The sequence below is a fragment of the Dactylosporangium sp. NPDC049742 genome (assembly GCF_040674675.1).
In the GTDB taxonomy this organism is placed as follows: Bacteria; Actinomycetota; Actinomycetes; order Mycobacteriales; family Micromonosporaceae; genus Dactylosporangium; species Dactylosporangium maewongense.
Window position 1 is genome coordinate 629968 of record NZ_JBFANF010000001.1, and the last position, 23034, is coordinate 653001.

Genomic DNA, 23034 nt, shown 5'->3' on the forward strand with positions numbered 1-23034 from the left:
GCCGTGACAATGCCCCGCCCGCCTGCGTGTCCCGCCGAATCACACGCTGTGACAATGACCGCCTCTCCTGCTTGAGCGGCGAATCCTGGGGCACCATGGGCGGTGTGCCTGCACTGCAGCGGCCCCGCGTCGGCCACATCCAGTTCCTGAACTGTCTGCCGCTCTACTGGGGGCTGATGCGCTCGGGCGCACTGATCGACGTCGACCTGCACAAGGATTCCCCCGAGCGGCTGAGCGCCGCCCTCGTTGCCGGCGACCTCGACGTCGGCCCGATCACCATGGTCGAGTACCTGCGCAACGCCTCCGATCTGCTGCTGTTACCCGACATCGCGGTCGGCAGCGACGGCCCGGTGCTGTCGGTCAACCTCGTGTCCACCGTGCCGCTCACCTCGCTCTCGGGCCGGCGCGTCGCACTGGGCGCCACGTCCCGCACCGGCGTCATGCTCGCCCAGATGTACCTGGAGTCGAAGGTCGGCGTCACACCCACGTACTTCCAGAGCCCACCCGACCTGGCCCGCATGCTCGACGAGGCCGACGCCGCCGTGATCATCGGCGACGTTGCCCTGCGCGCGATGCACGACGCCCCGCAGCACGGCTGGACCGTCACCGACCTCGGCCAGGCCTGGCGCGACTGGACGGGCCTGCCGATGGTCTTCGCCGCCTGGGCCGTCCGGCGCTCCTTCGCCGAGGCCCACCCCGGCCTGGTCAAGGACGTCCACCAGGCGTTCCTGCGCTCCAAGGAGCTCTGCCTGACCGAGCTCGACGAGGTCGCCGAGGCCGCCGCCCGCTGGGAGACCCTGTCGGCGGCAACCCTCGCCCACTACTTCCGCGTGCTGGACTTCTCCCTCGGCGCCCGCCAGGTCGAGGGCATCCGCGAGTTCGCCCGCCGCACCGCCGCCCGCGGCGTCGTGCCCGCCCTTCCCCCGAACGGCCCGGAGTTCTTCATCGGCTAGCACTACATTCGGTGACTTGGATGTATACGGCTTCAGTGATCAATTTGTATGCGTCAGGTACGGTGGAGAGAAATCGGAGCGCCACCGCGACCGCTCCCGCCTTCCGGCCCACGCGAGGCCTGAGCCCTGCCTGACGTCCTACCCGTCCCCGAGTCGCCGCCCGTTCGCTGCCTGATCGCGCGCGCCTGACACGCTCGCCCGGCTTGGAATGCTCGCCCGGCCCCGGCTGGAACGCTTGCCTGTCTGGCCCCGGCTGGTTGGGGTTGGTTGGGGCTGGTTGGTTGGGGCCGGCTGGAACGCTTGCCTGGCTGGGGCCGAGCGAGCGCGGGCGCCATCGTCGCGAGATGCCGGACGTTGGGGCTGCGGCGGGGTTGGGATGCGCGTCGAGGGCAGAGCACGGGCGGGTCCCAGTTCGGGCGGGGCGGCGAGGCCCGCGTTGCGGGCGGCCGTCGTGGCGGGACCGATCCGGCACGACCGGTGCGGTGGGGCCGATCCGGTGGGTCCGATCCGGCGGGACCGGTGCGGCGGGACCGGTGCGGCGGGACCGGTGCGGCGCGGCCGGTGCGGCGGGACTGGTGCGGCGCGGCCGGTGTGGCGCAGGGCCGGGCCGTCGCTGCCGACCGCGATGTCCGGCAGGGCAGGCGGCGATGTCCGGCAGGGGGCAGGCGGCGGAAGGTGGGTTCGCTAGGCCAGGAGTTGGCGGGTGACGCTGGTGCAGATCTCGGCGCCGTAGCCCATGCCCTTCGAGGACGGGTAGACGGTCAGGACGCTGAGGACCCACTCGGTGCCGATGGCCAGGCAGTTGACGTGCCACTTGCCGTCGCTGCGGGCGATCCAGCCGTTCTTGACCGCCGTCGTCGCCTGCTCCGCGGCCGGCAGGGCGGGCACGATGCCGAACTCCTGGCTGCTGGCGACGTTGCGCATCTCGTTGAGGACCCAGTCGGTCCACTTCGGACCGGCTGCGCGGCCGTCGCCGATGCAGGCGCCCATCCGGGCGGCGTCGCGGGCCGAGAGCAGGGTGCTGGCCCAGTCGATGTAGGCCTTGCTGTCCGTCAGCCCGCACATCTGCACGAGCCGCGTGATGCTGGCCGAGCGGCCGTCGAGGGTCCAGAAGTACGAGGCGGCGGTGTTGTCGCTGTTGCGGATCATGGATGTGAGCTGGCGGAGGTTCGAGGCGCTGGGGTTCGGGGTGCGGCGCAGGTAGTCGGCGGCCAGCCAGGCCTTGATCATCGAGGCGGTGCGCTGGGTGGTGGTGGCGTTGGGGGAGCCGGCCATCTCGCCGGTGCGGCGGTCCAAAACCGTCCAGGACCAGAAGCCCGTGGCGTTGACCGTGACGGTGGCCGGGTGCAGCAGCGCCGGCGGGAGTGACGGGGCGGCCGGCGCCGCCGGGGCGGCCTTCCGGGTCGCCTCGACCTGCGCCGCCTCGGACTCGGCCACGGCCGCGGGCGCGGCGGCGCTGAAACTGCGGTCGTCCAGCAGGTCGCTGCCCCAGACGAACGGGACGCCGATCATCACTGCGACGGCCAACAGTACGAGCATGGTGAATCCGACGCGTTTGCGCATGGGTCGGTGGTCCTCCCTGGCGGTCGCACCCATTGCATCGACCGCTGGTCATGAGCAGATGTAGCCGGGGTAACCAGCACGTAAGCAATCAGGGGGTGACGCCACGTGATGATCCCGGACAGTCTCTCCTTCCAACGCATTCTTCGCAGCTCGGACGCGCTCAAAGGTCCCTGGTAGTTGCCTCGATGACTGTGACACCTTCTTGCCGATGCGGTCAGTTGCTGTAACACTGAGGGGGTGTACGGCAACGACTTCGCCCCGCTCCTCGAGCAGGTGGACAGCGCCGAGCGGGACCTTCAAGACGCCGCCGGTCGGGACGTCGCGGCTGGTGAGGACCTCCAGGGCTACTTCGACGCGATCGTCGCGGCCGACCAGAAGATCGAGCCACGCGACTGGATGCCCGAGGCCTACCGCAAGACGCTGATCCGGCAGATCGCCCAGCACGCGCACTCGGAGATCATCGGCATGCAGCCGGAGGGCAACTGGATCTCCCGCGCGCCGTCGCTGAAGCGCAAGGCGATCCTGCTGGCGAAGGTGCAGGACGAGGCCGGGCACGGCCTGTATCTCTACGCCGCCGCCGAGACGCTCGGCATCTCCCGCGACGAGCTGGTCGAGATGCTCATCGACGGCCGGCAGAAGTACAGCTCCATCTTCAACTACCCGACCCTGACCTGGGCCGACGTCGGCGCGATCGGCTGGCTCGTCGACGGGGCCGCGATCGTCAACCAGGTGCCGCTGTGCCGGTGCTCCTACGGGCCGTATGCGCGGGCGATGATCCGCGTCTGCAAGGAGGAGTCGTTCCACCAGCGGCAGGGGTTCGAGATCCTGCACACGCTGTCGCACGGCACCCCCGAGCAGAAGGCGATGGCCCAGGACGCCGTCGACCGGTGGTGGTATCCGTCGCTGGCGATGTTCGGCCCGCCCGACGGCGACTCGACCCACTCCGAGCGGTCGATGGCCTGGAAGATCAAGCGGTTCTCCAACGACGAGCTGCGGCAGCGGTTCGTCGACATGTGCGTCCAGCAGGCCGGCGTCCTCGACCTGCGGATTCCCGACCCCGACCTGCGGTGGGACGAGGAGCGCCAGCTGCACCACTACACGCAGCCCGACTACGACGAGCTGATGCGCGTGATCAAGGGCGACGGCCCCTGCAACCAGCAGCGCATGGAGCACCGCCGGCGGGCCCACGAGGACGGCGCCTGGGTGCGTGAGGCCGCCATGGCGTACGCGGCGAAAAGAGAGAACAGTGCTGTTTGAAGTATTCGTCCGGCCGAGGCGGGGGCTGTCCCACGCCCATGTCGGCAGCCTGCACGCGTCCGACGCCGAGATGGCGCTGCGCAACGCCCGCGACGTCTACACCCGCCGCCAGGAGGGCGTCTCGATCTGGGTCGTGCCGGCCACGGAGATCACCGCGAGCAGCCCCGACGAGAAGGACGCCTTCTTCGCGCCCGCCGCCGACAAGGTGTACCGGCATCCCACGTTCTACGACGTGCCCGAAGGTGCGAGCCACATATGAGCCACTTCGGGTATGTGCTGGGCCTCGCCGACGACGCGCTGATCGCCGCGCAGCGGCTGAGCGAGTGGTGCTCGCGCGCGCCGGAGTTGGAGGAGGACATCGCGCTGGCCAACATCGCCCTCGACCAGCTCGGCGTCGCCAGGATGCTGCTGAGCTACGCCGGCGAGCTCGAAGGCCAGGGCCGCACCGAGGACGACCTGGCATACCTGCGCGAGGCGCACGAGTTCCGCAACGTCCGGCTGGTCGAGCTCGACAACGGTGACTTCGCGGTCACCATGGCCAAGCTGCTGTTCCTGTCGGTGTACCAGCGGCTGCTCTACGACCGGTCGATCGGCGCCGGCGACGAGCGGATCGCCGCGGTCGCCGCCAAGGCCAGGAAGGAGTCGGCGTACCACGTCGACCACAGCTCCAGGTGGGTCGTGCGGCTCGGCGACGGCACCGATGAGTCGCACCGCCGCATGCAGGCCGCCGTCGACCAGATCTGGCCCTACACGCACCAGCTGTTCGAGGCCGGCCCCGCCGTGCACACCCTGGCCCTGGCCGGCGTCGTGGTCGCCCCGTCGACGCTGCGCCCGGCCTGGCTCGAGACGATCGACACGGTCCTGACCGAGTCCCAGCTGAGCAGACCGAACACCGAGACGGCGGTCATGAGCAGGACCGAGCACACCGAGGCCCTGACCGAGCTGCTCGCCGACATGCAGGTGCTGCACCGCGCACACCCGGGAGCCCGCTGGTGACACTGTTCGACGTGGTCGCCGCCGTCAAGGACCCCGAGCTGCGGGTCCTCAACGTCGCCGAGCTCGGCATCCTCCGCGACGTCGACGTCACCGAAGACGGCAGCGCCGTCACGGTGACGATCACCCCGACGTATTCGGGCTGCCCCGCCATGGACCTGATCCGCAGCGACATCGAGTCCGCCCTGCACGAGGTGGGCGTCGCCGACGTCAAGGTGCGGACCGTGCTCGACCCGCCCTGGACCACCGACATGATCACCGAGGAGGGCAGGTCGAAGCTGGCCGCGGCCGGCATCGCGCCGCCGAGCTCCACCAAGGTGGCCGTCCAGCTGTCGATCCGATGTCCCAGGTGCGGGTCGCCGGCGACCGAGCAGCTGTCCCGGTTCGGCTCGACCGCGTGCAAGTCGCTGTGGCGCTGCACCGCCTGCCTCGAGCCCTTCGACGCGGTGAAGGCGCTATGACGGCCCCGCCCAAGCTGCGCCGCCCGACGTTCCACCGGCTGCCCGTCGTCGACGTCGAGCAGCTCACCGACGACTCGGTCGTGGTGACGTTCGACGTCCCGGCGCCGCAGCGCGCCGCGTTCGCGTTCCAGGCCGGGCAGCACCTCACCGTGCGCAGATGGCACGGCGACACCGAGGTCCGCCGCTCGTACTCCATCTGCTCGAGCCCGTCGAAGCTCGCCGCCGAAGGGGTCCTGCGGGTCGGGATCAGGGCCGTGCCCGGCGGGGCGTTCTCGTCCTACGCGGTCGCCGACCTCTGCCCCGGCGACGAGATCGACGTGATGCCGCCGCTGGGCCACTTCACCACGGCGTTCGACCCGGCCCGCACCCGGCACTACGGGGCGCTGGTCGCCGGATCCGGCATCACGCCGGTCCTGTCGCTGGTCGCGACGGCCCTCGAGGTCGAGCCGGCCAGCCGGTTCACCGTCGTCTACGGCAACCGCGCCGCCGGCACGGTCATGTTCGCCGAGGAGCTCGCCGACCTCAAGGACCGCCATCGCGAGCGGCTGCACGTCGTACATGTGCTGTCGCGGGAGGCGCAGGAGTCGGCGCTGCTGTCGGGCCGCCTCGACGAGCAGCGCATCGGCGCCATCCTCGACACGCTGGTCCCGGCGGCCACCGTCGACGAGTGGTTCCTGTGCGGGCCGCACGGCATGGTCCTCGACGCCCGGGTCGCGCTGAGCCTCCGGGGCGTGTCCGACGCCGCCGTGCACACCGAGTTGTTCCATGTCGCCGATGTACCGGCAGCGCCTGCCCGTGCCACCTCTGAAGTAGCGGGCGTGACGGTCGACATCGTGCTCGACGGCCGGACGTCGACCATCGCGATGGCTCCTGACGAGCGGATTCTCGACGCCGCGCTCCGGCAGCGACCCGAGCTGCCGTATGCGTGCAAGGGCGGTGTCTGCTCCACCTGCCGCGCCAAGATCGTGTCCGGTTCCGTGGAGATGGCCCGCAACTTCGCCCTGGAGCCCGACGAGGTCGCCGCCGGGTATGTCCTCACCTGTCAGGCCCTGCCGATCACCGACAAGGTCGTGGTGGACTACGACGCATGACGCTCGGGATCGATCCCATCCGCGGCCGCGGCGGCTCCGAATGAACGACATGAGACCCGAACACGAGGAGCTGCCCACCCAGCGACTCGTCGCCGTGCCGCCCCCGCAGCGCCGCGTCGACGCCGACGAGCTGCTGGGTCGGGTCGCCCGGGGCGACGAGCGGGCGTTCGCCGAGCTGTACGACCTGCTGTCGCCGCGCGTGTACGGACTGATCCGCCGCGTGCTGCGGGACCCGGCCCAGTCGGAGGAGGTCGCGCAGGAGGTCATGGTCGAGGTGTGGCGCAACGCCGGCCGCTTCGACGGTGCCCGCGGCTCCGCGACCGCGTGGGTCTTCACGATCGCGCACCGCAGGGCCGTCGACCGGGTCCGCGCCGAGCAGGCCAGCAGCGACCGGGCGCAGCGGGTGGCCGCGAGCAGCGTCGACACCCCGTACGACGACGTGGTCGAGACCGCGACGGCCCGCATCGAGCAGCAGCAGGTCCGCCGCTGCCTCGACGGCCTCACCGACCTGCAGCGCGAGGCGATCACGCTCGCGTACTACAACGGCAACAGCTACCGCGAGGTCGCCGACCTGCTCGGCGCCGCGCTGCCGACCATCAAGACACGCATGCGTGACGGGCTGATCCGGATGCGGGACTGCCTGGGGGTGGCGTTCTGATGGCCGAGACGGTGGACATCCACGCGCTGGCCGGCGCGTACGCGCTGGACGCGGTCGACGATCTGGAGCGCGCCGCCTTCGACCGGCACCTGCGGGAGTGCGGGACGTGCGCGGTCGAGGTCGCCGAGCTGCGGGAGACGGCCTCGTGGCTGACCCATGCGGTCGCCGAGGCACCCCCGCCGCGGCTGCGGGAGTCGGTACTGGCCGAGGTCGGCCGGACGGCGCAGGAACGACCCCGGCGGGGTGCCTCCGGCGCGGGCCGGTCCCGGCGCTCCCGGCTGCTGCGCTGGACCGCCGGCGCGGTCGCCGCCGCGGTGCTGGCCGCCGGCGTGGGCGTCGGCACCTGGACGGTCGCGCGGCAGGGCGTACAGCGGGAGAACGCGCGGATCGACGCCGTCCTCGCCGCTCCGGACGCCCGCCTGGTCTCCTCGGAGATGGCGGGCGGCCGGGTGACGCTGATCGTTTCGCCCTCCCGGAACGCCGCGGTGGCGGTCCTGAACGGCCTCGCCGACCCTGGCGCCGGCAAGGACTACCAGCTGTGGATGATCGGCGACTCCGGTCCCGCACCGGTCGGTGTCGTGGCCGGTGGGACGGGCCGGCAGTACATCACCGGACTCGCGCCCAGGTTCGCCGTCACCGTGGAGCCCGAGGGCGGATCGCGGCTGCCCTCGCCGACGGGCGTCGGTCAGATCAACCTGTGAGGGCGGCCTCGATCGCGGCCTGGTCCTCGGCGGTGGGGACCCAGGATCCGGCCGCGACGTTGGCCTCGACCTGCTCGGGGCTGGTCGCGCCGGCGATCACGCTGGTCACCGCCGGCCGGGCGGCCAGGCCACCGATCGCGACCGTCAGCAGGTCGACGCCCCGCTCCCTGCCGACCGCCTCCAGGCGCTCGATCGCGTCCCAGGGCGCGGCGGCGAGGACCTTGTCGAAGCCGTCCCGCGCCAGGCGGGTGCCCTCGGGGGCGGCCTCGCCGCGCCGGTACTTGCCGGTCAGCAGCCCGTGCGCGAGCGGGAAGAACGGCAGCAGACCCACCCCGTAGTGCTCCAGCGCCGGCACCAGGTCCTTCTCGATGCCGCGCTCCAGCAGCGAGTAGTAGTTCTGCGCGCTGACGAACGGCGCCTTCCCGGTGGTCTTCGCGGTCCATGCCGCGTCGGCCGCCTGCCATCCGGAGAAGTTCGAGTGTCCGATGTACCGGACTTTGCCCGCTTTGATGAGCGCGTCGAGGGCGTCGAGGGTCTCCTCGATCGGCGTCCCCGGGTCTGGGGCGTGCAGCTGGTAGAGGTCGATGTATTCGGTCTTCAAGCGCCACAGCGACGCCTCGACGGCCCTCGCGATGTACCGCCGGCTGCCCCGCGCGCCCCAGTCGGGCCCGTTCGAGCCGCGCGCGTCCATGCCGAACTTGGTCGCGACGATGACCTCGTCCCGCCGCTTTCCCAGCGCCTTGCCCAGCGCCTCCTCCGAGGCGCCCGGGGTCGCGCCGTACACGTCGGCGGTGTCGAACAGGGTCACTCCGAGATCGATCGCGGCGTGGACCACGCCCGCCGCGCGGTCCGCGTCGATGCGGCCGCCGAAGTTGTTGCATCCGATGCCGACGACGGAGACGGTCAGGCCCGAGGAGCCGAGGCGTCGATAACGCATGTCAGTCACTTGGTGATCCTAGGCACGAGAGGTCGCGGGGCCCTGCCATACCCGTTTGCCGCCAACGTAGTCTCGGAGGTGTGACGGAGACTCCGGTGATCAGCGACATTCTGCAGCGTGCGGCCGACGGCGGGCGGATCAGCGCGGAGGAGGCGCTGCTGCTCTACACCGACGCCCCGTTCCACCCGCTGGGTGAGGCGGCCGACACGGTGCGCCGCCGCCGATACCCGGACAACATCGTCACGTACCTCATCGACCGCAACATCAACTACACCAACGTCTGTGTCACGGCCTGCAAGTTCTGCGCCTTCTACCGGGCGCCGAAGCACGCCGAGGGCTGGACGCACGGCACCGAGGAGATCCTGCACCGCTGCCAGGAGGCGGTCGACCTCGGCGCGACCCAGGTGATGCTGCAGGGTGGCCACCATCCGGAGTACGGCGTCGAGTACTACGAGGAGCTGTTCTCCTCCGTCAAGCAGGCGTTCCCGTCGCTGGTCATCCACTCGATCGGCCCGTCCGAGGTCCTGCACATGGCCAAGGTCTCCGGCGTCTCGATCGAGGAGGCGATCCTGCGGATCAAGGCCGCCGGCCTCGCCTCCATCGCCGGCGCCGGCGCGGAGATGCTCCCCGAGCGCCCGCGCAAGGCGATCGCCCCGCTCAAGGAGTCCGGCGAGCGCTGGCTCGAGGTCATGACCCAGGCCCACCGCCTCGGCGTCTCCTCCACCGCCACGATGATGATGGGCACAGGCGAGACCAACGCCGAGCGCATCGAGCACCTGCGCATGATCCGCGACGTGCAGGACAAGGCGGTCGCCAACGGCTACACGACCGAGGCGGACCTCGACGGCACCGTCGGCGGCTTCCGGTCGTTCATCCCGTGGACCTACCAGCCGGAGAACAACCACCTGAAGGGCCGCACCCAGGCGACCAGCCTCGAATACCTGCGACTCGTCGCGGTCTCGCGGTTGTTCTTCGACAACATCGCCCACCTGCAGTCCTCGTGGCTCACCACGGGCAAGGACGTCGGGCAGGTGTCGCTGCACCTCGGCGTCGACGACCTCGGCTCGATCATGCTGGAGGAGAACGTCATCTCCTCCGCCGGCGCCCGCCACCGCTCCCGCCTCACCGAACTGGTCCAGATGATCCGCGACGCCGACCGGATTCCCGCGCAGCGCGACACCCAGTACCGCCATCTGCGCGTCCACCTGACCCCCGCCGACGACCCCACGGACGACCGCGTGCAATCACACTTCTCCTCGATCGCCATCCCCGGCGGCGGCACCGGCCGCTCCATCCCGCTGACGCCGGTGTCGTCATGAGCCGCGCCTCGCTGGACAAGCAGCCCCACGAGGTTGCCGCCATGTTCGACGGCGTGGCCAAGCGCTACGACCTCACCAACACCGTGATCTCCGGCGGCCAGGACCGCATCTGGCGCCGCGAGACCCGCCTCGCGCTCGGCCTCAAGCCCGGCGAACGCGTCCTCGACCTCGGCGCGGGCACCGGCGTCTCGACCGAGGAGCTGGCCAAGTCCGGCGCCTTCGCCGTCGGCGTCGACCTCTCCATCGGCATGCTCCAGGCCGGCCACGTCAAGCGCCCGGCGGTCCCGCTCCTCGCCGGCGACGCCCTGGCCCTGCCCTTCGCCGACGAGACCTTCGACGCCATCACCATCTCCTTCGCCCTGCGCAACATCGTCGACACCGACGCCGCGCTCCAGGAGATGGCCCGCGTCACCAAGCCCGGCGGCCGCCTGGTCATCTGCGAGTTCAGCCACCCCACCTGGCGCCCCTTCCGCGGCGCCTACCTCGGCTACCTGGTCAAGGCCATCCCCCAGGTCGCCAAGCGCGTCTCCAGCAACCCCGACGCCTACGTCTACCTCGCCGAGTCCATCCGCGCCTGGCCCGACCAGGAAGGCCTGGCCGGCCGCGTCGCCGCCAACGGCTGGCGCAAGGTCGCCTGGCGCAACCTCACCGGCGGCGTGGTAGCCCTGCACCGCGGCTTCCGCGTCTAGCCCCGACCGCCACCTTCACCGCGGCCCGCCGCCGGGATGCTCACCCTGCATCCCGGCGGTTTCGCGTCGGGGGAGGGCTCGCCTCGCACCCGCGCGGCGGGCCCGCTACGAGACGCTCATCCCGCACCACACGACCGGCCGCCCACATTGCACGGCGGTCCGTCGCGAGAAGCTCCAGAAAACTGGGCGGCAGGTCCGTCAGATCCGGTCCTCCTCGCCGGGCGCGACCAGCTCGCCGGGCGCGACCAGCTCGCCGGGCGCGACCAGCTCGCCGGGCGCGACCAGCTAACTCGCCGGGCGCGACCAGCTCGCCGGACGCGACCAGCTCGCCGGGCGCGACCAGCTAACTCGCCGGGCGCGACCAGCTCGCCGGACGCGACCAGCTCGCCGGACGCGACCAGCTCGCCGGGCGCGACCAGCTAACTCGCCGGGCGCGACGAACTCGCCGGGCGCGACGAACTCGCCGGACGCGACGAGCCGCTCCAGCGGCGTGGTCACGAAAGGCTCACCTGCGTTCACCGGGAGACTCACCCCGGCACCCCGGCACCCCGGCACTCCCGCACGCTGGCGGGGCGCGCCGCTGCGACCACACCGGCAGGGGTGCGCCAGCGGGCGACGTCCGATGGCCGGATGCCGTTGAGCGTGGCTCCGGCTGACGCTCCGCGACCGACCCGCCCGTGATCCCGTGCGGTTCCGGGGCCAGGGCTACCGGAACCGCACGGGATCATGAAGGACGGGGCGGAGGGCGGGGCGCCGGCCAGGCGTTCCAGCGCAGCGGGCCGAGCGCCACTGTCATCACCGCACCGGGGCCGAGCGCCACTGTCATCACCGCACCGGGGTCGAGCGGCGCCACCGTCACCACCGCACCGGGGTCAGGCGGTCCAGGTGCTGGCGGAGCTCGGCCACCAGGTCGGACGGCCGGGTGGTCAGGTCGGTCCAGGAGTAGCTGACGACCGTCCACCCGGCGGCGGCCAACCGGGTGTGCCGCTCCCGCAGCGGCGCCGGCTCCAGCTCGTCGATGCCCAGCTCGATGACCAGCTTCGCCTCGGGGAAGACCAGGTCGCCCAGGCCGATCAGGCCCCACCGGTCGCTGATCGGCTCGTGCGGTGACCAGCCCCAGATCCCGGCCCGCTGCAGCAGCTTCCCCGCCAGCTTCTGCGCGGCCGTGCGATTGCCCAGGGCGACCATCCGCACCAGCCGGACCAGCCGCGGCGTCCCGTGCCGGCCGGTGGCGTCGCGGATGCGGGTCGCCAGGTCGGGCATCGTCGTCCAGCACTCCTGCAGGGCGGTCGCCAGCAGGGCCGAGGCGGCGCCGTCGGGCAGCAGGCGGGCGCAGTCGAACACGGTGCGTGACGGTGTCGTGACCTGTTGCTGGTCGACGGTGCAGATGTCCGTCGCGGGCAGGTCCACCGGCACGACGTGGACGTGCCTGAGCCGCGGGCGGCGGCCCGGAAATGCGACGAACGTCTCTGTGCTCGGCACCTCCCAGCCGTGCCAGCGGGCGGCGGACGGGCCGGCGAGCACGGCGCCGGGAAGGGCGAGCTGCGCGGCGACGTCGCGCAGCCTGGAGGTGACCGGCAGGCCGCGGTCGGCGAAGACGTCCCGGACGACCGGGGACCAGTCGCCGGCCTGCATCTTGGTCCTGATCCGCAGGGTGCTGAAACCGCAGCTCAGAGCCTGTGCGCGAGTGAAGAGGCCGCGTTGGTCAGCGGCAAGTGCGTCGAGCCGGTCACGGTCCGGCTGCCCGGGGTTCATGATGACCGAGGATCGTCATGCACCCGTCCGAAGTCGACGCACAACAATTTTCTGTGGATAACCCAGCGCCATGATCACCGTCTCCGAGACGCTGGATCCGACCGACCGCTGCCTTGTCGTCCTATTTGCCGATCTAGGTGACCGCTCGGGTGAAAACTTAGGGTCGCCTAACCGACAGCGGACCTCGTCACGGTTCTAGACTCGCACCAGAGTGACTTTGTGAAGACTTTCACGAGCCGGAAACGACCGCAGACGACCGGGGAGCGACCTGGGGAATGACCCCGGGGATCCACCGGTCAGCGAGACGAAGGGCAGGGAGGTGACGGCTGTGACCGACACACGGCAAGACGCAGATGTCATCGTCGTCGGCGCCGGGCCCGGCGGTTCGTCCGCCGCGTTCCACCTTGCCCGGCACGGGCTGCGGGTGCTGCTGCTGGAGAAGACCGAGTTCCCCCGGGAGAAGGTCTGCGGCGACGGCCTGACCCCGCGCGCGGTCAAGCAGCTCATCAAGATGGGCATCGACACCACCGAGGAGAAGGGCTGGCTGCACAACCGCGGCCTGCGCGTCATCGGTGGCGGCATCCGGCTCGAGCTCGACTGGCCCGACCTCGCGAGCTTCCCGGACTACGGGCTGACCCGCACCCGCATGGACTTCGACCAGATGCTGGCCACGGCCGCGACCGACGCCGGCGCGATCCTGCGCACCGGCACGCCGGTGACGGGCCCGATCCTCGACCGCACCGGCCGGGTCGTCGGCGTGACCGCGACCGGCCCCGGCAAGGAGCCGCTGGAGTTCCGGGCGCCGCTGGTCATCGCGGCCGACGGGGTCTCCGGCCGGTTCGCGCTCGCGCTCGGCATCGCCAAGCGGGAGGACCGGCCGATGGGTGTGGCCGTCCGGCAATACTTCCGCAGCGAGTTCCGGCACGACGACGACTACCTGGAGTCATGGCTGGAGCTGCGCAGCCGCGAGTCCGGCGACAAGCTGCTGCCCGGCTATGGCTGGATCTTCGGCCTCGGCGACGGCCGGGTCAACGTCGGCCTGGGCGTGCTCAACAGCAGCGTGGCCTACGGCAAGACCAACTACAAGACGCTGCTCTCCGACTGGGTCGACAACACGCCGGCCGAGTGGGGCCTGTCCGACCCGGCCAACGCCGAGGGCAAGCCGCAGGGCGCCGCGCTGCCGATGGGCTTCAACCGGGTGCCGCACTACACCCGGGGCGTCCTGCTGGTGGGCGACACGGGCGGCATGGTCAACCCGTTCAACGGTGAGGGCATCGCGTATGCGATGGAGTCGGGTGAGCTGGCGGCGGAGATCGCCATCCAGGCCCTGGCCCGCCCGCAGGGCACCGCGCGCGAGCGGGTGCTGGCCAACTACCCGACCGAGCTCAAGGCGCGTTACGGCGGCTATTACCGGCTCGGCAACATCTTCGTGAAGCTGATCGGCAATCCGCAGGTGATGCGGATGGCCACCAAGCACGGCATGCCCCACCCGATGCTCATGCGGTTCGTCCTGAAGCTCCTCGCCAACCTCACCGACCCGCGGGGTGGCGACGCCATGGACCGTGTGATCAACGCGATGACCCGGATCGCGCCGGCAGCTTAGCCAGCAGGCAGACATATGACGGCACATCCCGAAAACCGCAACTGAACAGCCAAAAGCACGGCCAAAAGCACAGCCCCGGACGGAGCAGTCCGGACCTCACCGAATAGTGTTAAACCGCATACAGCTTGAGTGGTCCCCAGGGGCGGCAGCCCCGCCGGGCTCGCCGAAAGGACGGAGCAGCACAGTGTCGCTCGCGCCGTACGTACCTATCCTCGGACTCTTCGCCCTTGCCGCAGCCTTCGCGCTGTTCTCGGTGGCGGCGGCCCCGTTCGTCGGGCCGCGCCGCTTCAACAAGGCGAAGCTCGACGCCTACGAGTGCGGCATCGAGCCCACTCCGCAGCCCGTCGGCGGTGGACGCTTCCCGGTCAAGTTCTATCTGACCGCGATGCTCTTCATCGTCTTCGACATCGAGATCATCTTCCTGTACCCGTGGGCCATGAACTTCGGCATGCTCGGGGTGTTCGGGTTCGTGGAGATGGTCCTGTTCATCGTCACGGTGTTCGTCGCGTTCGCCTACGTGTGGCGGCGCGGCGGGCTGGATTGGGACTGAGCCATGGGCATCGAGGAAAAGGTACCGACCGGCGTTCTGCTGACCACCGTCGAGAAGCTGGTCAACTGGTCGCGCAAGGCCAGCTTCTGGCCCGCCACGTTCGGCTTGGCCTGCTGCGCCATCGAGATGATGGCGACCGGCGCGGCCCGCTACGACCTGGCGCGCTTCGGCATGGAGGTCTTCCGGGCCAGCCCCCGCCAGGCCGACCTGATGATCGTGGCCGGCCGGGTGAGCCAGAAGATGGCCCCGGTCCTGCGCCAGATCTACGACCAGATGCCGGAGCCCCGCTGGGTGCTCTCGATGGGCGTCTGCGCGTCCAGCGGCGGCATGTTCAACAACTACGCGATCGTGCAGGGCGTCGATCACATCGTGCCCGTCGACATGTACCTGCCGGGCTGCCCGCCGCGGCCCGAGATGCTGATCGACGCGATCCTGCGGCTGCACGACAAGGTGATGGCCGAGCCGCTCGGTGACCGTCGCCGCCGCATGATCGAGGCGCGGGTCGAGCGCGACGGCGCGCCGATCGTGGCGCCGGGCGCGATGCCGTCGAGCTACCGGTTCGACAAGGCCAAGCGCGCCGAGTGGACCAAGGCCGTCGCTCAGGGCCGCGAGGAGCAGCTGCGCATCCAGAAGTGGATGGAAGAGCGGGCGAACCTGTCCGGAGGAGCGAAGTGACTGAGGTAGAACCGGTCGGCGCCGAGCTCGGCGCCCCGGCGCAGTTCCCCCCGTCCAGCACCGCCGGCCGGGGCATGTTCGGCGTGCACGGCACGGGCGACACCTCCGGCTTCGGCGGTCTGCGCCGGCGCCGCGAGGTCGAGCTGGACTCGCCGCGGCCGTTCGGCGGGGACTTCGACGAGGTCGTCGACGCGCTCGAGGAGGCCTACCCGGGCTTCAACGACGCGATCGAGCGGATCGTCGTCGACCGCGGCGAGCTGACGCTGCACATCGTGCCCGAGCGCATCGCCGAGGTCGCCCAGATCATGCGCGACGACCCGGCGCTGCGCTTCGAGCTGCTGTCATCGGTGTCAGGCGTCGACTACCTGGGCACCGACGGCCGGCGGCTGCACGCCGTCTACCACCTGACCTCGATGACGTTCCGCCGCCGGGTCCGGCTGGAGGCCGCGGTCACGACCGAGGACCCCCACCTGCCGAGCGTCACCCAGGTGTACCCGACCGCCGACTGGCAGGAGCGGGAGACCTACGACATGTTCGGCATCGTCTTCGACGGCCACCCCAACCTGACCCGCATCCTCATGCCCGACGACTGGGAGGGCTTCCCGCAGCGGAAGGACTACCCGCTCGGCGGCGTGCCGGTCGAGTACAAGGGCGCCGAGATCCCACCGCCGGACCAGCGGAGGAGTTACCAGTGACCACCGATTACGCAAGCGCCCGGGAGACCACGGAAGGCCGGGTCTTCACCGTCACCGGCGGCGACTGGGACTCGGTCGTCAACGAGGCGGGCGCCGAGGAGCGCATCGTCGTCAACATGGGCCCGCAGCACCCGTCGACCCACGGCGTGCTCCGGCTGGTCCTGGAGCTGGAAGGTGAGACGGTCACGGAGGCCCGGACCGTCATCGGCTACCTGCACACCGGCATCGAGAAGAACCTCGAGTTCCGCAACTGGACGCAGGGCACCACGTTCGTCACCCGCATGGACTACCTGGCGCCGATCTTCAACGAGACCGGCTACTGCATGGCGGTCGAGAAGCTCCTCGGCATCGAGGACCAGATCACGCCCCGCGCCAAGACCATCCGCGTGCTGATGATGGAGCTCAACCGGGTCGCCTCCCACCTCGTGTGGCTGGCGACGACCGGCATGGAGCTCGGCGCGCTGTCGATGATGATCTACGGCTTCCGTGAGCGGGAGTACATCCTCGACATCTTCGAGATGATCTCCGGCCTGCGGATGAACATGGCCTACGTGCGGCCGGGCGGCGTCGCCCAGGACGTGCCCGAGGAGGCCCTGGCCAAGATCCGCGAGTTCCTCGGCTGGATGCCCGAGCGCATCGACATGTACGAGGACCTGCTGTCGGGCAACACGATCTGGAAAGAGCGCACGCAGGGCGTCGCCGTGCTGGACGTGACCGGCTGCCTGGCGCTGGGCATCACCGGCCCGGTGCTGCGCTCCGCGGGCCTCGGCTGGGACATCCGCAAGCAGCAGCCCTACGCGGGCTACGAGACCTACGACTTCGAGGTCCCGACCGAGTCGACCGGCGACGCGTGGGGCCGTTACAAGGTCCGGCTCAACGAGATGCGCCAGTCGGTGCGGATCGTCCAGCAGGCCATGGACCGGCTCGAGCCCGGCCCGATCATGATCGGCGACAAGAAGATCGCGTGGCCGGCGCAGCTGGCGATCGGCGGCGACGGTCTCGGCAACTCCCTCGACCACGTCGCGAAGATCATGGGCCAGTCGATGGAGGCCCTGATCCACCACTTCAAGCTGGTCACCGAGGGCTTCCGGGTGCCGGCCGGCCAGGTGTACGTGCCGATCGAGGCGCCCCGCGGCGAGCTCGGCGTGCACGCGGTCTCCGACGGCGGCACCCGCCCTTACCGGGTGCACTACCGGGAGCCCAGCTTCGTCAACCTGCAGGCGATTCCGGCGATGGCCGAGGGCGGGCTGCTCGCCGACGTCATCGTGGGCGGCGCCTCGCTCGACCCCGTCATGGGTGGGTGTGATCGTTAATGGCGTTCAGTGAGGTCACGCGCGAGCGCGCGCGGCAGATCATCGCGCGGTACCCCGAGGGCCGGTCGCGCTCGGCACTGCTGCCGCTGCTGCACCTGGTGCAGTCGGAGCAGGGATACGTCTCGCCGGAGGGCATCGCCTTCTGCGCCGAGATCCTGGGCATCACCAAGGCACAGGTCGGCGCGGTCGCGACGTTCTACACCATGTACAAGCGCAAGCCGACCGGCGACTACCTGGTCAGCGTCTGCACCAACACCATGTGCGGCGTCCTGGGCGGCGACAAGGCGTACGAGGCGCTGCGCGACTACCTGGGTGTCGACCACGACGAGACGACCGCCGACGGCAAGATCACGCTCGAGCACGCCGAGTGCCTGGCCGCCTGCGACTACGCGCCGGTGATGACGGTCAACTACGAGTTCTTCGACCAGATCACCGAGGACAGCGCGCTCACCCTGGTCAAGCAGCTGCAGAACGGCGAGCGCCCGCAGCCGACCCGCGGCACTCGCCTGTGCACGCTCAAGGAGATGGCGGTCCAGCTGGCCGGCTTCGCCGACGACCGGGGCGACGACGTCATCGCCGACGGCCCCGCGGGCGAGCCGACCCTCGCCGGCAACCGGCTCGCGGAGCGCTTCGGCATCGCGGTCCCCGGCTTCGACCCCGAAACGCCGATCTCCAAGAAAGAGGAGGCGAAGCCGTGACGCTGGACTACCAGCCCTCCCAGGAGTCGCTGTCGAAGCTGACGCCGGTGCTGACCAAGCGCTGGCTCTCGCCCGACGCGTGGAAGATCGACGTGTACGAGCGGCTCGACGGCTACACCGCGCTGCGCAAGGCGTTCAAGGCCCACCCTGACGAGCTGATCCAGCTGGTCAAGGACTCGGGCCTGCGCGGCCGCGGCGGCGCCGGCTTCCCCACCGGCATGAAGTGGGGCTTCATCCCGCAGAACGACGGCAAGCCGCACTATCTCGTGGTCAACGCCGACGAGGGCGAGCCGGGCACCTGCAAGGACCTGCCGCTGATGATGGCCGACCCGCACGCGCTGGTCGAGGGCGTCATCATCGCCTCCTACGCCATCCGGGCCAACTTCGCCGCGATCTACATCCGCGGCGAGGCCGTCCACTCCGCCCGCCGCCTCCGTGCTGCGGTCGAGCAGGCGTACGCCAAGGGGTACCTCGGCAAGAACATCCTCGGCAGCGGCTTCGACCTCGACCTGGTCGTGCACAGCGGTGCCGGCGCGTACATCTGCGGCGAGGAGACGGCGCTGCTGGACTCGCTGGAGGGGTACCGCGGCCAGCCCCGGCTGCGGCCGCCGTTCCCCGCGACGCACGGGCTCTACGCGTCGCCGACGGTCGTCAACAACGTCGAGACGATCGCCAGCATCCCGTACATCGTCCTCGGCGGCTCGGCCTGGTTCCGCAGCATGGGCACCGAGAAGTCGCCCGGCCCGAAGATCTACTCGATCTCCGGGCGGGTCAACAACCCCGGCCAGTTCGAGTGCGGCCTCGGCGTCACGCTGCGGCAGCTCATCGACCTGGCCGGCGGCATGCAGGCCGGCCACCAGCTCAAGTTCTGGACGCCGGGCGGGTCGTCGACGCCGATGCTCACCGACGAGCACCTCGACACGCCGATGGACTTCGAAGGCATGATGAGCGTCGGCACGATGCTCGGCACCACCGCCGTCCAGGTCTTCTCCGACCAGGACGACATCGTCTACGCGACGTACCGGTGGATCGCCTTCTACCACCACGAGTCCTGCGGCAAGTGCACGCCGTGCCGCGAGGGCAACTACTGGATGGTGCGGATCCTGCACCGCATCCTCGCCGGCCAGGGCACCCACCAGGACCTCGACACCCTGCTGGACGCCTGCGACAACCTCCTCGGGCGCTCCTTCTGCGCGCTCGGTGACGGTGCCACCAGCCCGGTGACGTCCTCGATCAAGTACTTCAAGCAGGACTACCTGGACTACATCGAAGGCCGCAAGGCCCCGATGTTCAAGGGCGAACTGGTAGGAGCCCACTGATGACGGACGTCGTTCCGAAGGTCGAGACGGTCAAGCTGACCATCGACGGCATCGAGGTCGAGGCACCCAAGGGCGCCCTCGTCATCCGGGCCGCCGAGCAGATCGGCATCTCCATCCCCCGCTTCTGCGACCACCCGCTGCTGGCTCCCGCCGGCGCGTGCCGCCAGTGCCTGGTCGACGTGGAAGGCCAGCGCAAGCCGGTGGCCTCGTGCACGCAGCCGGTCGCCGAGGGCATGGTGGTCCGCACCCAGATGACCTCCGACGTGGCCAAGAAGGCCCAAGAGGGCATCATGGAGTTCCTCCTGATCAACCACCCGCTGGACTGCCCGGTCTGCGACAAGGGCGGCGAGTGCCCCCTGCAGAACCAGGCGATGAGCAACGGCCAGGCCGAGAGCCGGTTCGTCGAGCACAAGCGGGAGTACCCGAAGCCGCTGCCGATCAGCACCCAGGTGCTGCTCGACCGCGAGCGGTGCGTGCTGTGCCAGCGCTGCACCCGGTTCTCCGACGAGATCGCCGGCGACAAGTTCATCGACCTCATGGAGCGCTCGTCCAACGAGCAGATCGGCGTCTTCCGGGGCAACCCCGAGTCGCCCGAGGACGACGCGCCGTTCAACTCGTACTTCTCCGGCAACACGATCCAGATCTGCCCGGTCGGCGCGCTCACCAGCGCGCAGTACCGCTTCCGGGCCCGGCCGTTCGACCTGGTCTCCACGCCGAACGCGTGCGAGCACTGCGCGGCCGGCTGCGACCAGCGGGCCGACCACCGCCGCGGCAAGGTCATGCGCCGCCTGGCGGGCGACGACCCGGCGGTCAACGAGGAGTGGAACTGCGACAAGGGCCGCTTCGCGTTCCAGTACACCAACGCCAACGACCGGCTGACCAAGCCGCTGGTGCGCGACGCGAAGACCGGTGAGCTGCGCGAGGCGAGCTGGCCCGAGGCCCTCACGGTCGCGGCCGCCGGGCTCGCCGCCGCGAAGGACAACGGCGGCGTCGGCGTCCTGACCGGCGGCCGGCTGACGGTCGAGGACGCGTTCGCGTACTCGAAGTTCGCCCGGGTCGCCCTCGGCACCAACGACATCGACTTCCGGGCCCGCCCGCTGTCCATGGAGGAGACCGAGTTCCTCGGCTCGTCGGTGGCCGGCCAGGTCGACGTCACGTACGCCGACATCGAGCGCGCCGGCGCGGTCGTCTTCGTCGGGCTGGAGCCCGAGGAAGAGTGCCCGATCATCTACCTGCGGGCCCGCAAGACCTACCTGAAGCGGGGGCTGGCCAGCTACGCGGTCGCCCCGTTCGTCAGCCGCGGGTTCGAGAAGCTCGGCGCGACCGTCCTGCTCACCGCGCCGGGCGCCGAGGCGGAGGTGCTCGGCGGGTCCGAGCAGCTGCGCGAGGCGCTGTCGGCCGAGGGCGCGATCCTGTTCGTCGGCGAGCGGCTGGCGAGCGTCGAGGGCGGCCTGTCCGCCGCGGCGCGGATCGCCGTGGAGACCGGCGCCAAGCTCGCCTGGGTGCCACGGCGCGCGGGTGACCGCGGCGCGGTGGAGGCCGGCGCGCTGCCGACCCTCCTGCCGGGTGGCCGTCCGGTGTACGACCCGGCCGCGCGCAGCGAGGTCGCCGTCGCATGGCAGCTCGACGCGGGCGTCCTGCCCAGCGCGTCGGGACGGGACACCGACGCGATCATCGCCGCCGCGAAGGCCGGCCAGCTCGGCGGCCTGCTCGTCGGCGGCGTCGACCCGGGCGACCTGGCCGACCCGCGGGCGGCCGAGGAGGCGCTCGACGCGGTCGGGTTCGTGGTCAGCCTGGAGCTGCGGCTCAGCGCCGTCGCCAAGCGCGCCGACGTGGTCCTGCCGATCGCCCCGGCGGTCGAGAAGAGCGGCTCCTACGTCAACTGGGAAGGCCGGGTCCGGCCGTTCGGCACGGTGCTGAAGACCGCCGCGATGAGCGACGCCCGCGTGCTGGACGCGCTCGGCCGTGAGCTGGGCATCGAGCTGGGTGTCGGCGACGTCGATGCGGCGCGGGCGCAGCTCGCCACGCTCGCGGAGCTGCCGCTGCCGGGCACCGCCACGGCCGGCGCCGCGCTGCGCGCCAGCGTCCGGGCCGAGGTGCCGACGGTGGCCGCGGGTGTGGCCGCCACGCCGGCCGGCGGACAGGCGATCCTGGCGTCCTGGCACCACCTGATCGACAGCGGCTCGCTGCAGGACGGCGACGGCCACCTGGCCGGGACCGCCCGCACACCGGTCGCGCGGATCTCCAAGAGCACCGCCGCCGACCTCGGGGTCGCCGACGGTGACCCGGTGACGGTCGGCACGGCACGGGGCGCGATCACCCTGCCGGCGCTGGTCACCGACATGGCCGATCGCGTCGTCTGGGTCCCGACGAACTCGCCCGGCTCGACCCTGCGGCGCACGCTCGGCGTGGCCGAAGGTGCGCTGGTCGAGATCAGCACTGGGGGTACCAACTCATGATCCTCGCCGCGAACCTCGACCAGTTCGGCAAAGACCCCTGGTGGCTGGTGCTCGCCAAGGTCGTCGTGATCTTCGCGTTCCTGGTCGTCATGACGCTCTTCGCCATCTGGTACGAGCGCAAGGTCGTCGCCCGGATGCAGGTCCGCCCAGGGCCGAACCGCAACGGCCCGTTCGGCCTCCTGCAGTCCCTCGCCGACGGCCTGAAGCTGGCGTTCAAGGAAGACATCATGCCGCGGCTCGCGGACAAGGTGGTCTTCTTCTTCGCGCCGGTGATCTCCACGATCTGCGCGTTCACCGCGTTCTCGGTGATCCCGTTCGGCCCGACGGTGTCGATCTTCGGCCACCACAGCCCGCTGCAGCTCACCGACATCCCGGTGGCGGTCCTGCTGGTGCTGGCGTGCTCGTCGATGGGCATCTACGGCGTCGTGCTCGGCGGCTGGGCCTCCGGCTCGACCTACCCGCTGCTCGGCGGCCTGCGCTCCAGCGCCCAGATGATCTCGTACGAGGTCGCGATGGGCCTGTCGATCGTCTCGGTCTTCCTGGTCTCCGGCACGATGTCGACCTCGCAGATCGTGGAGCAGCAGGCCGGCAACGGCACCGTCAACATCGGCGGCTGGAGCGCGGACCTGCCCGCCTGGTACGTCATCCTGCTGCTGCCGAGCTTCCTGATCTACTTCACCGCCGCGGTCGGCGAGACGAACCGGGCGCCGTTCGACCTCCCCGAGGCCGAGTCGGAGCTCGTCGGTGGCTTCCACACCGAGTACTCGTCGCTGAAGTTCGCGCTGTTCTTCCTCGCCGAGTACGTCAACATGGTCACCGTCTCCGGCCTGTGCGCGACGCTGTTCCTCGGCGGCTGGCGGGCACCGTGGCCGATCTCGCTGTGGGACGGCGCCAACCAGGGCTGGTGGCCGGTCCTCTGGTTCACCATCAAGGTCCTGCTGCTGCTGTTCGTGTTCATCTGGCTGCGTGGCACGCTGCCCCGCCTGCGGTACGACCAGTTCATGCGGTTCGGCTGGAAGGTCCTCATCCCGGCCAACCTGATCTGGATCCTGACCCTCGCCGGCATCCTGCTGACGATCAACACCGACAGCCTCAGCTCCGGCAGCAAGTTCGGCGTCTCCGTCGCGATCATCGTCGCGGCCCTGGCGCTCGGCTTCGTCGCGGTGGCCCTGTCGCGGCGCAACGTCACGGTGGTCGAGATGCCGAAGGCGCACCCGGGCGGCCGGGTCGGTGGCAGCAAGGGCTTCCCCTTGCCGCCGCTGAACCTCGAGGTGCCGCCGAGTCCACGGGCCAAGCGCGTGATCGTCGAGCGGGAGCCCGTCTCGACCGGCAAGGAGAGCTGACG

At 70.6% G+C, this 23034-nt stretch carries 21 protein-coding genes and 1 pseudogene; 19 read left to right on the plus strand and 3 right to left on the minus strand.

Annotated elements, in window-relative coordinates; all coding sequences use genetic code 11:
• Positions 1-104: 104 nt before the first annotated feature.
• The gene (locus tag AB0J72_RS02865; RefSeq protein ID WP_344508992.1) at positions 105-953 is read left to right on the plus strand and encodes a menaquinone biosynthesis protein; all 849 of its coding nucleotides are present in this window, start codon (positions 105-107) and stop codon (positions 951-953) included.
• Positions 954-1637: 684 nt separating this feature from the next.
• On the opposite strand, the gene AB0J72_RS02870 is transcribed toward AB0J72_RS02865, so the two are convergent.
• A complete protein-coding gene (locus AB0J72_RS02870) occupies positions 1638-2492 on the minus strand; it encodes a serine hydrolase (protein WP_363393697.1) in 855 nt (284 codons plus the stop codon).
• Positions 2493-2753: 261 nt separating this feature from the next.
• Here AB0J72_RS02870 and paaA point away from each other — a divergent pair, with 261 nt between their 5' ends.
• Genes paaA through AB0J72_RS02905 form a run of 7 tightly spaced genes read left to right on the plus strand, consistent with a single transcriptional unit; the run spans position 2754 to position 7677 of the window.
• The gene (gene paaA / locus AB0J72_RS02875; RefSeq protein WP_363393699.1) at positions 2754-3773 is read left to right on the plus strand and encodes a 1,2-phenylacetyl-CoA epoxidase subunit PaaA; all 1020 of its coding nucleotides are present in this window, start codon (positions 2754-2756) and stop codon (positions 3771-3773) included.
• The gene (gene paaB, locus AB0J72_RS02880; protein ID WP_363393701.1) at positions 3763-4032 is read left to right on the plus strand and encodes a 1,2-phenylacetyl-CoA epoxidase subunit PaaB; all 270 of its coding nucleotides are present in this window, start codon (positions 3763-3765) and stop codon (positions 4030-4032) included. The genes paaA and paaB overlap by 11 nt, the downstream gene beginning before the upstream one ends.
• Positions 4029-4769 (plus strand): 1,2-phenylacetyl-CoA epoxidase subunit PaaC, encoded by a 741-nt coding sequence (gene paaC, locus AB0J72_RS02885; protein WP_363393703.1) that lies wholly within the window; start codon positions 4029-4031, stop codon positions 4767-4769. The genes paaB and paaC overlap by 4 nt, the downstream gene beginning before the upstream one ends.
• Complete coding sequence (paaD, locus tag AB0J72_RS02890) at positions 4763-5227, plus strand: 1,2-phenylacetyl-CoA epoxidase subunit PaaD (protein ID WP_363393956.1); 465 nt, start codon at positions 4763-4765, stop codon at positions 5225-5227. Before paaC ends, paaD begins: the two co-directional genes overlap by 7 nt.
• Positions 5224-6318: a 1,2-phenylacetyl-CoA epoxidase subunit PaaE gene (gene paaE, locus AB0J72_RS02895; RefSeq protein ID WP_363393705.1), complete on the plus strand. Its 1095-nt coding sequence runs from the start codon at positions 5224-5226 to the stop codon at positions 6316-6318. Before paaD ends, paaE begins: the two co-directional genes overlap by 4 nt.
• A gap of 49 nt (positions 6319-6367) precedes the next feature.
• A complete protein-coding gene (locus AB0J72_RS02900) occupies positions 6368-6976 on the plus strand; it encodes a sigma-70 family RNA polymerase sigma factor (RefSeq protein WP_363393707.1) in 609 nt (202 codons plus the stop codon).
• Positions 6976-7677 (plus strand): anti-sigma factor, encoded by a 702-nt coding sequence (locus tag AB0J72_RS02905; protein WP_363393709.1) that lies wholly within the window; start codon positions 6976-6978, stop codon positions 7675-7677. The genes AB0J72_RS02900 and AB0J72_RS02905 overlap by 1 nt, the downstream gene beginning before the upstream one ends.
• Here AB0J72_RS02905 and AB0J72_RS02910 read toward each other — a convergent pair.
• Positions 7667-8614, minus strand: a complete 948-nt coding sequence (locus AB0J72_RS02910) for an aldo/keto reductase (protein WP_363393958.1) — start codon at positions 8612-8614, stop codon at positions 7667-7669. The genes AB0J72_RS02905 and AB0J72_RS02910 overlap by 11 nt on opposite strands.
• An 80-nt stretch (positions 8615-8694) precedes the next feature.
• On the opposite strand from AB0J72_RS02910, the gene mqnC reads away from it, so the two are divergent.
• Together mqnC and AB0J72_RS02920 are read left to right on the plus strand one after the other, a co-directional pair.
• Entirely contained in the window at positions 8695-9933 is a 1239-nt protein-coding gene (gene mqnC / locus AB0J72_RS02915; protein WP_344509007.1) for a cyclic dehypoxanthinyl futalosine synthase, read from the plus strand.
• Positions 9930-10622, plus strand: a complete 693-nt coding sequence (locus AB0J72_RS02920; RefSeq protein WP_363393712.1) for a demethylmenaquinone methyltransferase — start codon at positions 9930-9932, stop codon at positions 10620-10622. Before mqnC ends, AB0J72_RS02920 begins: the two co-directional genes overlap by 4 nt.
• Positions 10623-11477: 855 nt before the next feature.
• Here AB0J72_RS02920 and AB0J72_RS02925 read toward each other — a convergent pair.
• On the minus strand, positions 11478-12257 hold the full coding sequence (locus AB0J72_RS02925; RefSeq protein ID WP_363393714.1) for a hypothetical protein: 780 nt from the start codon (positions 12255-12257) through the stop codon (positions 11478-11480).
• 448 nt (positions 12258-12705) lie between these two features.
• On the opposite strand from AB0J72_RS02925, the gene AB0J72_RS02930 reads away from it, so the two are divergent.
• The 9 genes and pseudogenes from AB0J72_RS02930 (at position 12706) to nuoH (ending at position 23032) form a co-directional block, all read left to right on the plus strand.
• Positions 12706-13980, plus strand: coding sequence for a geranylgeranyl reductase family protein (locus tag AB0J72_RS02930; protein WP_344509013.1), 1275 nt, complete (start codon positions 12706-12708; stop codon positions 13978-13980).
• A 184-nt stretch (positions 13981-14164) separates the two neighbouring features.
• Complete coding sequence (locus AB0J72_RS02935; RefSeq protein WP_344509015.1) at positions 14165-14530, plus strand: NADH-quinone oxidoreductase subunit A; 366 nt, start codon at positions 14165-14167, stop codon at positions 14528-14530.
• A 3-nt stretch (positions 14531-14533) separates the two neighbouring features.
• Positions 14534-15205: an NADH-quinone oxidoreductase subunit B gene (locus AB0J72_RS02940; RefSeq protein ID WP_033363264.1), complete on the plus strand. Its 672-nt coding sequence runs from the start codon at positions 14534-14536 to the stop codon at positions 15203-15205.
• Positions 15202-15900: an NADH-quinone oxidoreductase subunit C gene (locus tag AB0J72_RS02945; protein ID WP_363393717.1), complete on the plus strand. Its 699-nt coding sequence runs from the start codon at positions 15202-15204 to the stop codon at positions 15898-15900. The genes AB0J72_RS02940 and AB0J72_RS02945 overlap by 4 nt, the downstream gene beginning before the upstream one ends.
• Positions 15897-17213 carry an NADH-quinone oxidoreductase subunit D gene (locus AB0J72_RS02950; protein ID WP_363393719.1) on the plus strand — a complete coding sequence of 439 codons (1317 nt, stop codon included), beginning with the start codon at positions 15897-15899 and terminating at the stop codon, positions 17211-17213. Before AB0J72_RS02945 ends, AB0J72_RS02950 begins: the two co-directional genes overlap by 4 nt.
• Positions 17213-17902 (plus strand): annotated as a pseudogene (nuoE, locus tag AB0J72_RS02955) (NADH-quinone oxidoreductase subunit NuoE); the annotation flags it as partial. The gene AB0J72_RS02950 and the pseudogene nuoE, both read left to right, overlap by 1 nt.
• Before the next feature lie 11 nt (positions 17903-17913).
• Positions 17914-19230, plus strand: coding sequence for an NADH-quinone oxidoreductase subunit NuoF (nuoF, locus tag AB0J72_RS02960; protein WP_363393960.1), 1317 nt, complete (start codon positions 17914-17916; stop codon positions 19228-19230).
• Positions 19230-21689 carry an NADH-quinone oxidoreductase subunit G gene (locus tag AB0J72_RS02965; RefSeq protein WP_363393721.1) on the plus strand — a complete coding sequence of 820 codons (2460 nt, stop codon included), beginning with the start codon at positions 19230-19232 and terminating at the stop codon, positions 21687-21689. The genes nuoF and AB0J72_RS02965 overlap by 1 nt, the downstream gene beginning before the upstream one ends.
• Positions 21686-23032: an NADH-quinone oxidoreductase subunit NuoH gene (gene nuoH, locus AB0J72_RS02970; RefSeq protein WP_363393723.1), complete on the plus strand. Its 1347-nt coding sequence runs from the start codon at positions 21686-21688 to the stop codon at positions 23030-23032. Before AB0J72_RS02965 ends, nuoH begins: the two co-directional genes overlap by 4 nt.
• Positions 23033-23034: the final 2 nt, after the last annotated feature.

Bases quoted from the DNA above. Each gene is read 5' to 3' on its own strand.
- AB0J72_RS02870 (WP_363393697.1), bottom strand. From the start codon at position 2,492: ATGCTCGTACTGTTGGCCGTCGCAGTGATGATCGGCGTCCCGTTCGTC.
- paaC (WP_363393703.1), top strand. From the start codon at position 4,029: ATGAGCCACTTCGGGTATGTGCTGGGCCTCGCCGACGACGCGCTGATC.
- paaE (WP_363393705.1), top strand. From the start codon at position 5,224: ATGACGGCCCCGCCCAAGCTGCGCCGCCCGACGTTCCACCGGCTGCCC.
- AB0J72_RS02900 (WP_363393707.1), top strand. From the start codon at position 6,368: ATGAGACCCGAACACGAGGAGCTGCCCACCCAGCGACTCGTCGCCGTG.
- AB0J72_RS02905 (WP_363393709.1), top strand. From the start codon at position 6,976: ATGGCCGAGACGGTGGACATCCACGCGCTGGCCGGCGCGTACGCGCTG.
- AB0J72_RS02910 (WP_363393958.1), bottom strand. From the start codon at position 8,614: ATGCGTTATCGACGCCTCGGCTCCTCGGGCCTGACCGTCTCCGTCGTC.
- AB0J72_RS02920 (WP_363393712.1), top strand. From the start codon at position 9,930: ATGAGCCGCGCCTCGCTGGACAAGCAGCCCCACGAGGTTGCCGCCATG.
- AB0J72_RS02925 (WP_363393714.1), bottom strand. From the start codon at position 12,257: ATGCAGGCCGGCGACTGGTCCCCGGTCGTCCGGGACGTCTTCGCCGAC.
- AB0J72_RS02940 (WP_033363264.1), top strand. From the start codon at position 14,534: ATGGGCATCGAGGAAAAGGTACCGACCGGCGTTCTGCTGACCACCGTC.
- AB0J72_RS02965 (WP_363393721.1), top strand. From the start codon at position 19,230: ATGACGGACGTCGTTCCGAAGGTCGAGACGGTCAAGCTGACCATCGAC.
- nuoH (WP_363393723.1), top strand. From the start codon at position 21,686: ATGATCCTCGCCGCGAACCTCGACCAGTTCGGCAAAGACCCCTGGTGG.